Raw genomic sequence first — 13,339 nt, forward strand, 5'->3', positions numbered from 1 at the left:
CAGGAAAAACCCGCTTCGGCGGGTTTTTTCATTTCTGGTGTTCCGATTGAAGAGGAGTCCGTCATGAGTCAGGTTACGGTTCGTTCGCTGGTCTATCAGATTGAAGGTCAAACCTATGAAGGCCGCCTGGCCTTCGACATTAGCCAGCAGGGCTCGCGCCCGGGGTTGCTGATGGCGCCGAATTGGATGGGCGTAGGGGCGGGGGCCGAGGACATCGCCAGATCGGTGGCGGCCAACGGTTATGTGGTGTTGATCGCCGACCTGTACGGGCAGACGGTCCGCCCGAGCAATGCCGATGAGGCGGGAGCGGCGATGATGCCCCTCAAGAACGACCGGGCATTGTTGCGCAAGCGCATGCAGGCGGCGCTCGAGCAACTGCAGAGCCAGGACGAAGCACAGGTCGACGCTTCCAGGCTGGCCACGTTCGGCTTTTGCTTCGGTGGCTGCTGCGCTCTGGAACTGGCCCGCAGCGGCGCACCGCTGAAGGCGGCGATTTCCTTCCACGGCACCCTGGATACACCGAACCCGGCCGATGCGCAGAACATCAAGGGCGCGGTATTGGTCATGCACGGCGCCTCGGACCCGCTGGTGCCCAAAGAGCAGTTACCGGCCTTCGAAGACGAAATGAACGCCGCCGGGGTGGATTGGCAATTGCTGAGCTATGGCGGTGCAGTGCATTCGTTCACCGACCCGCAGGCCAATGTGCCGGGCAAGATGATGTACAACGCCAAGGTCGCCGGGCGGGCGTTCCGGTCGATGCATAACTTGCTGGATGAAGTGTTCAAGGGCTGAGTGCTTCAAGCAAACCCCGTGGCGAGGGAGCTTGCTCCCGCTGGGCTGCGTAGCGGCCCCGTTTTTTCTGCGGTTGCTGCGCAACCGAGCGGGAGCAAGCTCCCTCGCCACGGGATGTTGTGAATCTAGGGCAACTCGATCCGCTCACTTTCCCCAGGCACGGTCGGCCAGTCCCCGGCTGCCCAGCGTCGACGGGCATCGTCGATCCGTGCCGGGTCGCTGGAGACGAAATTCCAGTTCATCCGGCGCGGTCCGTCCAGGGGCGCACCGCCGAACAGCACGGCATGGCAGTCGCTCTCTGCAAACAGCGTCATTTCTTCCCCGCTTGGCAGTATCACCAACGAGTGGGGTTCCACCGGCTCGCCGTCCAGCGACGCCTCGCCGCTCAACACATACAGCGCCCGTTCTTCATGCTCGGTGGGAATCAGCAAGGTCGTCGCGGTCTGCAGGTTCAGTTCGGCGTAAAGCGTCGGCGACAGCACCGGCACCGGCGATTCCAGGCAAAAGCCCGACCCGGCGATCATCCGGATGCTGACCCCCAGGTTCTCGCTGACGGGCAGGCTGTGTGCCGGGTGATGGCTGTAGTGCCCGGGGCCTTGTTCGTGGGCCTTGGGCGAGGCCAGCCAGACTTGCAACCCATGCATGACGAACGCGCTGCCCAGCGATGACTCGGGGGTGCGCTCGACATGGGCGATGGCGCTGCCTGAGGTCATCCAACTGACCTCCCCGGCGTCCACCACCTGGTCGGAACCCAGGCTGTCCTTGTGCTGGAGTTTTCCTTCGAACAGGTAGGTGAGGGTGGACAGGCCGATATGCGGATGTTGGCGGATGTTCATGCCTTTGCCCGCCGGGTAGGTGGTTTGCAGCATGTGATCAAAGAACACGAAAGGCCCGACGCTGCGGCATTTGGCGGACGGCAGTGGGCGAAGAATCGGCTGGCCTTCGACATCTTCGGCGCGGGGGCGAACGGTCAGGGGAGTGGTCATGTTGTTTTCCAGGTTGAACAACGGTTGCATGAAGCATAACCCGTCGTCGGCAGGCGCGGCAGATACGCCTTGAACCCCAGCGGGACGGTGGGGGTCTATGTTGCTCATGGCTTCTGGAGACTGCCCGTGCCTTTGACCCGTTTGATCTTTGCCTGGCTGCTGGTTGTTTCGAGTAGCGGTGCCGCGGCTCGCGAATATGCCTACAGCGATGCGCACCTGCATTACGTCGATTTCTTCCAGGAAACCGCCGGCATGCCCAAGTTGCTCCAGGCGATGGCGGACAATCGCATCGAGCATGTGATGATTTCCGGTGTGCCAGTGGCCAAGAAATGGCATGAAGACGAGCCCAAGCGTCCTCGTTATTACGCCGGTGACGATGCCGATGCCTATTGGTACAGCGCCACCGACGTGATTGTCGCCGCGGCGGTGAGCAAGCTGACCGACGAGCAGCGCCGGCACTTTCATCCATTCCTGTCGGGCTTCAATCCCAACGACAAGAACTCCGCCGCCCATATCCAGCGCATGCTCGATCTCTACCCGGGTTTGTGGCAAGGCATCGGCGAGGTGTTCACCCGCCATGACGACCTGACTGCGCTGACCTCGGGCGACACCCCGCGGGCCAACAACGAAGCCATGACGCGGATCTATCACTTGGCGGCCGAGAACGACTTGCCGGTGATGTTGCATTCCAACATCACTTCCAAGCGTGAGAAAAATCCGCTGTACCTGGCGGAAATCGAGGAGCCGTTGCGCAATCATCCGCACACGCGCTTCATCTGGGCCCACGCCGGTACCAGCATGGAAATCCATCGCCACCAGACCCGCTTGGATTTTCTGTTGCCGACCCTGACCCGCATGCTCGAGGCCTATCCCAATCTGTACATAGACCTGTCCTGGAGCGTGCTCACGCCGTACTTGCTGGACGAGGCGGGTAAGCCTCGGCAGGAGTGGGTACGCCTGGTAGAGCGCTTTCCGGAGCGTTTCATGGTGGGGTCGGACGTGGTAGGACGTTTCAACAAGTTTGGTAAGGAGTTGCGCGGTTTCGATCCGTTCCTCGATGCCTTGCCCGAAGACGTGGCGCGGAAGGTGGCGCGGGATAACTTTCTTTCGGTATTGCCGCGCTCAGTGGCCCGCTAAGTCCGCTTTTGTGGCGAGGGAGCTTGCTCCCGCTGGGCTACGCAGTAGCCCCAAATCTGGCGACTGCTGCGCAGTCGAGCGGGAGCAAGCTCCCTCGCCACGGGATTATCGGTGGGCAGGGTTTGTCATCAGCCTGTCACTCCCGCGTCATACCCTCGCGCTCATCTCAATCAAGGAGCGCACTATGCACCTCACCCGTTCAAGCGCACTGGTCGCGCTGTGGTTGACCTGCGGCCTGGCACAGGCCGAAGTCCGTGTCGAAGGCCCGGTGGAGTACGGTGTTTTCGAAGGGCCGCAAGCCGAACTGCAATCGGGAGAGCGGGTTCTGCGTCGCAGCAATGAGCAGATCCGCCAGACCGAGAGCGTGCCGGCGAAGCTGGGCACCAAGTTCGGCATGCGCTACCAGTTGGCCGGCAAGGTCGCGGATGACCAGCCGTTGACCCTGTTGTACTTCACTCCCGGTATCCGTACCCCCGATGGCGTGCGCCACGACAAGTTCGAGGTCATCCAGAAACTGGTGCCCGGCGCGCCTCAGGATGTCATGGCCTACGAATTCACCGAAAGCCACGAAGTGGTGCCGGGAGAGTGGCGGTTCATGGTGTTCCAGGGCGATCGGCTGCTGACGCAGCAGCGGTTTGTGGTGCGCTGAGTTCCATTCACCGCAGACCCCACATGGAACTGCGGTGTGATTGAGCAGGCGCAAAAAAAACGCCCCGAACCAGTCGGGGCGTTTTCGTGTGCAGCGTAACGGCGGGGCTTACTTGCCCTGCCAGCGCTTCAGTACCAGGGTGGCGTTGGTGCCGCCGAAGCCGAAGCTGTTGCTCATCACGGTATTGATGGTGGCGTTTTCGCGAGTCTTGGTCAGAATTGGCAGATCGGCCACTTCTGGGTCCAGCTCGTCGATGTTGGCGGAACCGGCCATGAAGTTGCCTTCCATCATCAGGATGCAGTAGATCGCTTCGTGAACACCGGCGGCGCCCAGGGAGTGACCCGACAGGCTCTTGGTGGAGCTGATGGCTGGCGCCTTGTCGCCGAACACTTCCCGTACGCCCTTCATTTCCATCACGTCGCCCACTGGGGTCGAGGTGCCGTGGGTGTTCAGGTAGTCGATCGGGGCATCGACAGTGGCCATGGCCATCTGCATGCAGCGCACGGCGCCTTCACCGCTTGGTGCGACCATGTCGTAACCGTCGGATGTGGCGCCGTAGCCAACGATTTCGGCGTAGATTTTCGCACCGCGGGCCAGGGCGTGTTCCAGTTCCTCGACCACGACCATGCCGCCACCGCCGGCGATGACGAAGCCGTCACGGTCGGCGTCGTAGGCGCGGGAAGCTTTTTCCGGCGTGTCGTTGCGCTTGCTGGACAACGCGCCCATGGCGTCGAACAGGAAGGATTGGCTCCAATGTTCTTCTTCACCGCCACCGGCGAACACGATGTCCTGCTTGCCCAACTGGATCTGCTCGACCGCGTTCCCGATGCAGTGGGCACTGGTAGCGCAGGCGGAGGAGATCGAGTAGTTGATGCCCTTGATCTTGAAGGGGGTAGCCAGGCAGGCCGAAACGGTGCTGCCCATGGTCCGCGTGACGCGGTACGGGCCAACGCGCTTGACGCCTTTTTCGCGCAGGATGTCCAGCGCTTCCATCTGGTTCAAGGTCGAGGCGCCGCCGGAACCGGCGATCAGGCCGGTACGTACGTTGGACACTTGCTCTTCGGTCAGGCCGGAGTCAGCGATGGCGTCCTTCATGGCCAGGTAGGCGTAAGCCGCCGCGTGGCCGACGAAACGGTAGATCTTGCGATCGATCAGCTCTTCGAGGGGAAGGTCAATGGAGCCGGAAACCTGGCTACGCAGACCCATTTCGGCATATTCCGGGTTGAACCGGATGCCAGGGCGACTTGCACGCAGGTTAGCGGAGACGGTCTCTTTGTCATTGCCCAGGCACGAAACGATGCCCAGACCAGTGATAACGACGCGGCGCATGCGGATAACCCTTAGAAGTTGTCAGTGGAGGTGAAAACGCCGACCCGGAGGCCTTCGGCGGTGTAGATCTCGCGACCATCCACGGCAACCGAACCATCGGCAATGGCCATGTTCAGCTTGCCCTTGAGGACGCGTTTGATATGAATGTTATAGGTAATTTTCTTGGCGGTCGGCAGGACCTGACCAAAGAACTTCACTTCGCCCGAACCCAGGGCGCGACCGCGACCCGGCAGGCCTTGCCAGCCGAGGAAGAAACCGACCAGTTGCCACATGGCGTCCAGGCCCAGGCAGCCCGGCATGACCGGATCACCTTCGAAATGGCAGGCGAAGAACCACAGGTCCGGAGTGATATCCAGCTCGGCGACCAATTCACCTTTGCCGTACTTGCCACCCTCTTCGCTGATATGGGTGATGCGATCCACCATCAGCATGTTCGGGGCGGGCAGTTGCGCGTTACCTGGGCCGAACAGCTCACCGCGACTGCAGCGCAGCAGATCTTCCCGGGTAAAGGCGTTTTGTTTGGTCATGCGAGCTCCTCAATAGTCCCATGCGGCAGGGTGGGGCAAATCTTCCCGGCCGACCGAAGCGTTCATGCCTCGAATCGACAGCCTACTCATAGACTATTGCGTTGTAGTGAAAGTCACAGCACACGGGAAATGAATGTACACCTGTGCACTGAAATTTTTATTCAAGCCCCAATCGAGGCTTGTTCGGGTGCCTAAGACTGCCGCACTTTCGCCTTTCACGCCAGTCACAGATGGTCCGGTGACCTGTTCTAATTCACCCAGCGCTGCAGAATCTGCTGCAGGTCGTTCCTTTTGAACGGCTTGGCCAGGTAATCATTCATGCCCGCCGCGAGGCAGGCTTCGCGGTCACCCTGCAAGGCGTTGGCCGTCAGGGCGATGATCGGCACCTCGCCGCAGCCCGGCAACTGACGGATCTGCCGCGTGGCTTCGTAGCCATCGATGATGGGCAATCGGCAATCCATGAGGATCGCTTCGAAAATCAGGCTTTCGGCGCTGCGTACAGCCTGGGCGCCATCGGTGGCGATGCTGACGGTGAAGCCCAGGCTGCGCAGCATGGCTTCGACCACTGTCTGGTTGACCGGATTGTCTTCCACCAGCAATACGTTGCGGCCTTCACCATCGCCGCCGCTGCCGGTGGGCAGGCGCGGCGCCAGGGTCGGTGGCGTCTGGCGCGACAGGGCCAACGGGATTTCGAGGGTGAACACCGAGCCCTGGCCTTCTTCGCTCTGGGCCCGCAGCGTCCCGCCCATGCGCTCGGCCAGGGTGCGGGCGATCGGCAGACCCAGGCCGGTACCGCCGTAGCGCCGGGAGATCGAATTGTCGGCCTGCTGGAAGGCATCGAACATGCGCTCCAGGCTCTCGGCCGGGATTCCGATGCCACTGTCGCGCACCGCGCAGGTGAACCACAGCAGTTCGTGGTCCAGGGCCTGCCACTGGCATTGCACGGTGACACGGCCTTGCTCGGTGAATTTCAGTGCATTGCCGATCAGGTTGACCAGGATCTGCCGTATCCGCGTCGGATCGCCCTGGACCTGCAAGGCCTGCATGTCGTCCGGGACCAGCAGGTCCAGGCCCAGCTTGCGTTGCGCGGCGCTGTGCTGGAACGATTGCGCACAACTGCCCACCAGTTCTGCCAGGTTGAACGGGATGTGCTCCAGCTCCAGGGCCGAGCGTTCGATGCGCGAAAAATCGAGAATGTCGTTGATCACCTTCAGCAGGTGTTCGGTGGATTCCGAGGCCAGCGCCGTGTACTCGTGCTGCTCGTCGGTCAGGCGGGTGGTTTCCAACAACTGCAGCATGCCCAGTACGCCGTTCATGGGCGTGCGCAGTTCATGGCTCATCATCGCCAGGAATTCGGACTTGGCGCTGTTGGCCTTTTCGGCTTCTTCGCGGGTCTTGATCAACTGCGCCATGGCCTGGTGCTGTTCGCGGCTGGCTTGCCCCAAACCCTCGGCCAGGTTGTTGATGTGCCGCGACAAGGCCCCCAGTTCGGCGTCATCGACGATGGGGAGCGGGGTGCTGTAGTCGCCTTGCTGGATGGCCTTGACCGCGTTGCCGATGTCGCGGATCGGCCGGGACAGGTTAGTCGCCAGCCGGCGCGCCACCAGGAAGGTGAACAGCAGGGCGAACAGTGCCAGGATCGCGGCCTTGAACAGAATCTCCTGTTGCCGCTGACTGAAGGCGTCACTGGACATGCCGACGATCACGCGGCCCAGGTAATCTTCGCCGGAGGCCTCCACGGATGGGCTGTTGCCCTGCAGGAAATCATTGTTCAGGGCGATGCGCTGCAAGCGCACCGGGGCCTGGAAGACTTCGACCTGCTGGGCATGGCTGCGGGTTTGCTCGGGTTGTTCGACGTACACCAGGACTTTGTCGGTGCTGTCCTGGACCTCCAGAAAGCGCACGTGTGGGGTCGCCAGGGTGGCGGTGAGCAGGCTTTCCAACACTTCTTTGTTGCCGGAAATCACCCCGTATTCCGTGGCGGGGGCCAGTTGGTTGGCGATCAGTTGCCCGGTGTGATTGAGTTCCTGGCGCAAGTCCTGGATCCGCACGAAGGTAAAGAAACTGATCAGCAGCACAGTCAGCAGCAACGCCGGGCCGAGGGCGATGAGCTGGGTTCGGGTGTTGATGTCCCAACGGCGACGCAAGGTCATGGGTGGTGTTCTCCTTCGGCCAACGTTGCCGCGACGGATTCGGCATCAATCGGTTCGATCCCCAGTGAACGGGAGACCTGCCGGTTGCCCAGGACCTTGAAACGGTCCGGATACAGGGTGCGCGGCCAAGTAGTGGCGGGGCGGTCGAGCAACTCGTCGAGAATCGCCAGCCAGTCTTGTTGGTCGCTATAGGTGCTGGCCAGGCTGCCGGCCTTGACGAATGCGGCGCTGGGCCCGATCAGGGCGCGTTGCCGGGCGTAGCTGCTGAGCAACAGGTTCTTCACGGTCTTGGGGTTGTACAAGTCGGGGTCATCGAGACCCAGCAGCACGTCGCTCTGGCCCAGCAGGTTTTGCAGGGGGCGGCTGTCGTTGGTGTCGTCCCAGCGTTCGCTGACGATGGTCAGGCCCAACGGTGCCGCGGCCTGTTGAATGTCCTTGAGCAGGAATTCGCTGCGGGGGTCGTAGAGCACGCCGACCCGTCGCACCTGCGGCAGGATGGCGCGGATCAGCCGCAATTGCCGCGCCATCGGTGGATCGCTCCACAGCAGGCTCAGGTGCGCAGGCGTTGCTTCGCCCAGGCGATCGCGGGCTTGCTGGCGGCTGATGCGCAGCACCAGGGTGGCCGGGCCCCGGGCATCTTGCAGGCGCCAGTCGAGGCTGGGCAGGTCAAGCAGGATCAGGCGGACATTGCCCGGCAGTTTGTCTGGCGCTGGCAGGTCGGCCAGCGGCGTAAACCGCACGCTGTCTTCAGGGCGCAGGGTTTTCAGGGCCTGGGTAAAAGATTGCACGCCGGGGCTGTCCTCGGCACCGGTCAGCAGGATTTCCGCGCTGCGGGCCTCGATGGTCGCCAGCCAACCGGCAAACACCAGGCATAGGGCTAGCGTCAGGCGGCCATGAGATGGCGTCTTGCGGGGTGGGCGTCGGGACATCTAGAAAGACAACTCCGCGCTGAAGTACACGACATGGCGGGAGTCGTAGCGGTTGTCGGTAAACGTGGTGGGCTGGTTGTCCAGGCGCTGTTGCAGGACTCCCGCCAGTTCCAGGCTGGCCTTGCCCAGGGAAATGCGCCGGGCGAGGCGGGTGTCTACCCGTTCGTAGCGATAGCCATTGAGGGCGTCGGCGGCGTAATAGAACAGCGTACTGTTCCAGCCTTGGCCCCAGTCCCGTAGCCAGCCGGCCGAACCGCTGTTGCGGGCGGTCAGTTGTTCGTCGAGGAGGGTGCTGGCCTGGGCGTCGACATAGGCATAGGTCAGGCGCAGGCGGTCGGCGCTGGTCACGCGCCAGTCGACCTGGGTTTCGGCCCCGGAGAATTGCGATTCGTTGCTGTTGCTGGCGATGTACTGATTGTTGCGCAACGGTTCGCTGATCATGCCGGTGATTTCGTCATGGAACAGTTTTACGTCCACCGCCAGCGCCAGGTCCACGAAATAACCGTTGTAGCCCAATTCCCGGGAGCGCATGTGCTCTTGTTCCAGGTTACCCGGGCCGCGGGTCTGGACGAAATAACGGGCACTGTTCTGGCCGAAGGCGGCGGGTTGCAGGTTGGTGACCTGATAGCTCCAGTTGACGTTGTTCTCGAACATGTCCGGCGAGCGCACGGCTTCGGAGTACACCGCGCGCAGGCCGTGGCGCGGGGTGATCAGGTAGTTGACCGCGACCCGTGGGGTCAGCGAACTGCCGGTCAGGCGGGTGTCCTCGAACATCGCGCCGCCTTGCAACAACCAATGCTCGGTGGCCCGCCATTCGAGCTGGCCGAACAGGCGCCAAGTGGTGTCGTCCAGGGTGCCGTTGAAGTATGTCTGCGAATCGGCCCGGTCATAGCGATAGTTGGCGCCGGTGACCAGTCGCAGGCTGTCGGACAGGCTCAGCGTGTCCTGGATCTCCAGGTCGTAGCGCGATTCCCGGGTGCTCTGGTCGATATCGCCGCACAGGGTTTGTGAGGCGCCGTTGCGCCACTGGTCGAGCACCTGATTGGCCAACGCCTGTTCCTGTGGTGTGCCGGCTGGCGCGCCGCCGTTGATGTAGCTGGGGATATTGCGCGCCAGCTTCTCGGCATAGTAGGGATTGAGCTGCCACAGGTCGGTCAATTGCGGGCTGAAGGACACCTCGGCGTCGCAGGCGCGCCAGGTCTGCTGGCGATCCCAATGCTGGATCGAGCCCTGTACATAAAGACTGTGGTCGGCGTCCAGGTCCAGGTTCCAGCGCAGTGAGCCGGCGTAGTCCTTGGCGATCACGTCGGAGTTATCCCCAGCGGCGGTAATCCCGGCGAACACCGGGTGGTAGGTGTAGGGCCGCTGATTAGTCCCGTCCTTGGCGTTCAATTGCCAGTCGATACTTTGCTGCTCGTTCAACGTCTGGCTGACGGACAGGTTGAAGCGGTTCAGGCGGCGGCTGTCGCGGTAATCGGCGCCGTTGCGGTCGCTGTCAAAGCCATCGTCTTCCTGGCCGGACAACGACAACCGCAGGTCGCCGCCGTCCCAACCGCTGCCCTGGCTGGCGTACCAGTCGCTGATGCCGCGCTGGCCACGGGTGATTTTCAGCCGGGTGCCGTGGCTGTCGGCCGGCGCGCGGGTGATGATGTTGACCACCGCCATCAGCGCATTGGCGCCGTAGCTGACGGTGTTGGGGCCGCGGAAGACTTCGATCCGCTCGATGTCTTCCATGGCCACCGGAATATCGCTCCAGTCCACCGTGGCCAGGCCGGCGCGGTACACCGAGCGGCCGTCGATCAGTACTTGCATGCGGCGGGCTTCGCTGGCGTTGGTGCCATGGTAGTTCACGGCAGGCTGGTTGCCGCTGATGTTGCCGACCATCATGCCCGGCACCAGGCGCAGCAGTTCGCTGATGTCGCGGGCGCCGCTGGCCTTGATCAACTCGCTGTCGAGCACGGTCATGCTGCCTGGCACTGCCGCTGGTGATTGCTTCAGGCGCGTGGCCGTCAGCACCTGGGGCAGGGGCTGGTTGTCCACGAACAGGTCGTCGCCCAGCACTGGCGGGCTGATGATCAGTGCCAATAGCAGGGACGAGCCAGGACGGGAAGGGCCAACGGACACGGCACAGCCTTTGAGATGGGATGGATGGCGGGCATGTTAACCGAGCTGAACGACTTTTCCATTCGCGTTGACAGCATTTTCCTAGGAATTGATGGTCAGCTTCCTACAGCTGATGGTAATTGTTGCCGGGGCTGGTCGCGCTCTGGCCGCTCCGTATAATGCCCCGCATTGCCACTTGGTATGGATGAACGGATTGCATATGACTGAACAGCGCCCGATTGCGGTCCTGGGAGGCGGGAGTTTCGGCACCGCCGTGGCTAACCTGCTGGCCGAGAATGGTCACCCGGTGCGCCAGTGGATGCGTGACCCGGAACAGGCCGAGGCCATCCGGATCAATCGTGAGAACCCGCGTTACCTCAAGGGCATCAAGATCCGTCCGGAAGTGGAACCGGTGACTGACTTGCAGGCAACCCTGGAGGGCAGCGACCTGTTCTTCGTCGCCTTGCCGTCCAGCGCCTTGCGTTCGGTGCTGGCGCCCTACGCAGAATGCTTGAGCGGCAAGCTGTTGGTGAGCCTGACCAAGGGCATCGAAGCCAAGACCTTCAAGCTGATGAGCGAGATTCTCGAAGAAATCGCGCCCAAGGCTCGGATCGGTGTGATCTCCGGGCCGAATCTGGCGCGGGAAATCGCCGAGCATGCGCTGACCGCCACGGTGGTCGCCAGTGAGGATGAGGAGCTGTGCCAACGGGTCCAGGCGGCCTTGCATGGCCGCACCTTTCGGGTCTACGCCAGTGCCGACCGTTTTGGTGTGGAACTGGGCGGGGCGTTGAAGAATGTCTATGCCATCATCGCCGGCATGGCGGTGGCGCTGGGCATGGGCGAGAACACCAAGAGCATGCTGATCACCCGTGCGCTGGCGGAAATGACCCGCTTTGCCGTCAGCCAGGGCGCCAATCCTATGACCTTCCTGGGGTTGGCCGGCGTGGGCGACCTGATCGTCACCTGTTCATCGCCCAAGAGTCGCAACTACCAGGTCGGTTTTGCCCTCGGCCAAGGCTTGAGCCTCGACGAGGCCGTGTCGCGCCTGGGTGAAGTGGCCGAAGGGGTCAATACCCTCAAGGTGCTCAAGGCCAAGTCCCAGGAGGCGGGGGTGTATATGCCGCTGGTCGCCGGGCTGCATGCGATTCTGTTCGAAGGGCGCACGCTTGAACAGGTGATCGAGCTGTTGATGCGTGGCGAACCGAAGACCGACGTCGATTTCATTTCCACCAGCGGGTTCAACTGAACCTTTATTGACCGCAAGCAGGAGCGAGCCATGAACGATCCGCAAGGGCAACCCCAATACGAATCCATCCTGCTGCGAGTGCTGTGGATGGTGATTTACCTGCTGGTCTGGCAGGTGGCGCAATTCATCCTCGGCGCCGTGGTGCTGGTGCAATTGATCTATCGGCTGATCTACGGCGCACCCAGCGCCAGTCTGATGAATTTCGGCGACAGCCTGAGCCAGTTCCTGGCCCAGATAGGTCGTTTCGGCACCTTTCACAGCGATCAGAAACCCTGGCCGTTCGCGGACTGGCCGACCCCGCGCACGCCTGAAGGTGAAGCGCCTCACACCGTGGCGCCGGCGCCGCATCCCGCCCGGGACGAGGAGCCGAAGCTATGAGGTTGTGGGTGTTGCGTCATGGTGAGGCTGAGCCGTACGGTGCCCGTCCCGATCCGGAGCGGGCCCTGACGGCTCATGGTCGCGAGGAGGTGTTGCGCAGTGCCGCGCATTTGATCGGCCAGCCCCTGACCGCCATTTACGCCAGTCCCTATCTGCGCGCCCAGCAGACCGCACAACTGGTGCGTGAGGCGCTGGGTTTTCAGCCTGAGCTGATCACGGTGAACTGGCTCACGCCGGACACCCAGCCGCAAAAAGTCCTGGAGCGCCTCGAGGACCAGGACAATGTGCTGCTGGTCAGCCATAACCCTTTGGTGGGTAGCCTGCTGGGCTTTCTGCAGCACGGTCATCTGCAACACCCCGAGCAAGTGCAAACCGCCGGCCTGGCCGAGCTGGAAGGCGACCTGCCGCTGGCCGGGGCGATGAAGCTCAAAGGGATCAGGCATCCCTGAACCGGTCGCTTGCAGGACTGGGCAAGACACCAATCACACAGGAAGGGCAACGATGAGTCTGTGGCGCACCACCCCCAACATCGAGCAACTGAACGCCGCCGGTAAAAATACCATCAGTGAAATGCTGGACATTCGTTTCGAGTCTTTCGACGACGAATCCCTGACCGCCAGCATGGTGGTCGATCATCGCACCCACCAGCCGTTCGGCCTGCTGCATGGCGGTGCTTCGGTGGTGTTGGCCGAAACGGTCGGGTCCATGGCGGCCTATCTCTGTGTCGATGCCAGCAAGTTCTATTGCGTGGGCCTGGAGATCAATGCCAACCATCTGCGCGGTGTGCGTAGCGGACGGGTGACCGCCACGGCCCGGATGGTCCACCTGGGCCGCACTACCCAGGTCTGGGACATCCGCCTGGTCAATGACGAGGGCAAAGTCAACTGCGTGTCGCGCCTGACCATGGCCGTGGTGCCGCTGGGCGAGCAACCGCCGGCGCGGTGATACATGAATACAGGTTTGTGACTGATGGACCGCTCTTGTGGCGAGGGAGCTTGCTCCCGCTGGGCTGCGAAGCGGCCCCCTAAACCCATCGACGCGGTTGGCCTGGCACACCGCGTCGCCTGGTTTTGGGCCTGCTTCGCAGGCCAGCGAGAGCAAGCTCCCTCG

Annotated in this window: 13 protein-coding genes; 7 read left to right on the top strand and 6 right to left on the bottom strand. The window is 62.4% G+C overall.

Annotated elements, in window-relative coordinates:
- Positions 1-63 precede the first annotated feature (63 nt).
- Positions 64-792 carry a dienelactone hydrolase family protein gene (locus V7773_RS15950; protein ID WP_092464082.1) on the top strand — a complete coding sequence of 243 codons (729 nt, stop codon included), beginning with the start codon at positions 64-66 and terminating at the stop codon, positions 790-792.
- A gap of 125 nt (positions 793-917) precedes the next feature.
- On the opposite strand, the gene V7773_RS15955 is transcribed toward V7773_RS15950, so the two are convergent.
- Entirely contained in the window at positions 918-1,778 is an 861-nt protein-coding gene (locus V7773_RS15955) for a pirin family protein (RefSeq protein WP_336074133.1), read from the bottom strand.
- 120 nt (positions 1,779-1,898) lie between these two features.
- Here V7773_RS15955 and V7773_RS15960 point away from each other — a divergent pair, with 120 nt between their 5' ends.
- Positions 1,899-2,915, top strand: coding sequence for an amidohydrolase family protein (locus V7773_RS15960; protein WP_336074134.1), 1,017 nt, complete (start codon positions 1,899-1,901; stop codon positions 2,913-2,915).
- Between the two features lie 184 nt (positions 2,916-3,099).
- A complete protein-coding gene (locus V7773_RS15965) occupies positions 3,100-3,564 on the top strand; it encodes a DUF3859 domain-containing protein (protein ID WP_063324852.1) in 465 nt (154 codons plus the stop codon).
- 108 nt (positions 3,565-3,672) lie between these two features.
- On the opposite strand, the gene fabB is transcribed toward V7773_RS15965, so the two are convergent.
- The 5 genes from fabB to V7773_RS15990 form a co-directional block, all read right to left on the bottom strand.
- Complete coding sequence (fabB, locus tag V7773_RS15970) at positions 3,673-4,893, bottom strand: beta-ketoacyl-ACP synthase I (protein ID WP_063324853.1); 1,221 nt, start codon at positions 4,891-4,893, stop codon at positions 3,673-3,675.
- A gap of 11 nt (positions 4,894-4,904) precedes the next feature.
- Entirely contained in the window at positions 4,905-5,420 is a 516-nt protein-coding gene (gene fabA / locus V7773_RS15975; protein WP_003204400.1) for a 3-hydroxyacyl-[acyl-carrier-protein] dehydratase FabA, read from the bottom strand.
- Positions 5,421-5,668: 248 nt separating this feature from the next.
- Complete coding sequence (locus tag V7773_RS15980; protein WP_336074116.1) at positions 5,669-7,573, bottom strand: ATP-binding protein; 1,905 nt, start codon at positions 7,571-7,573, stop codon at positions 5,669-5,671.
- The gene (locus tag V7773_RS15985) at positions 7,570-8,502 is read right to left on the bottom strand and encodes an ABC transporter substrate-binding protein (RefSeq protein ID WP_336074118.1); all 933 of its coding nucleotides are present in this window, start codon (positions 8,500-8,502) and stop codon (positions 7,570-7,572) included. The genes V7773_RS15980 and V7773_RS15985 overlap by 4 nt, the downstream gene beginning before the upstream one ends.
- Positions 8,503-10,626 carry a TonB-dependent receptor plug domain-containing protein gene (locus tag V7773_RS15990; protein ID WP_336074119.1) on the bottom strand — a complete coding sequence of 708 codons (2,124 nt, stop codon included), beginning with the start codon at positions 10,624-10,626 and terminating at the stop codon, positions 8,503-8,505.
- A 199-nt stretch (positions 10,627-10,825) separates the two neighbouring features.
- On the opposite strand from V7773_RS15990, the gene V7773_RS15995 reads away from it, so the two are divergent.
- Genes V7773_RS15995 through V7773_RS16010 form a run of 4 tightly spaced genes read left to right on the top strand, consistent with a single transcriptional unit; the run spans position 10,826 to position 13,174 of the window.
- A complete protein-coding gene (locus V7773_RS15995; protein ID WP_063324857.1) occupies positions 10,826-11,851 on the top strand; it encodes an NAD(P)H-dependent glycerol-3-phosphate dehydrogenase in 1,026 nt (341 codons plus the stop codon).
- A 30-nt stretch (positions 11,852-11,881) separates the two neighbouring features.
- Entirely contained in the window at positions 11,882-12,229 is a 348-nt protein-coding gene (locus V7773_RS16000) for a DUF4389 domain-containing protein (protein ID WP_003204392.1), read from the top strand.
- Positions 12,226-12,678 (top strand): phosphohistidine phosphatase SixA, encoded by a 453-nt coding sequence (gene sixA, locus V7773_RS16005; protein WP_336074120.1) that lies wholly within the window; start codon positions 12,226-12,228, stop codon positions 12,676-12,678. Before V7773_RS16000 ends, sixA begins: the two co-directional genes overlap by 4 nt.
- A gap of 52 nt (positions 12,679-12,730) precedes the next feature.
- Positions 12,731-13,174 carry a hotdog fold thioesterase gene (locus V7773_RS16010; RefSeq protein WP_063324859.1) on the top strand — a complete coding sequence of 148 codons (444 nt, stop codon included), beginning with the start codon at positions 12,731-12,733 and terminating at the stop codon, positions 13,172-13,174.
- The last annotated feature ends 165 nt before the right edge of the window (positions 13,175-13,339 follow it).

The sequence above is a fragment of the Pseudomonas sp. 3JA genome, assembly GCF_036961705.1.
Lineage (GTDB): Bacteria > Pseudomonadota > Gammaproteobacteria > Pseudomonadales > Pseudomonadaceae > Aquipseudomonas > Aquipseudomonas fluorescens_Q.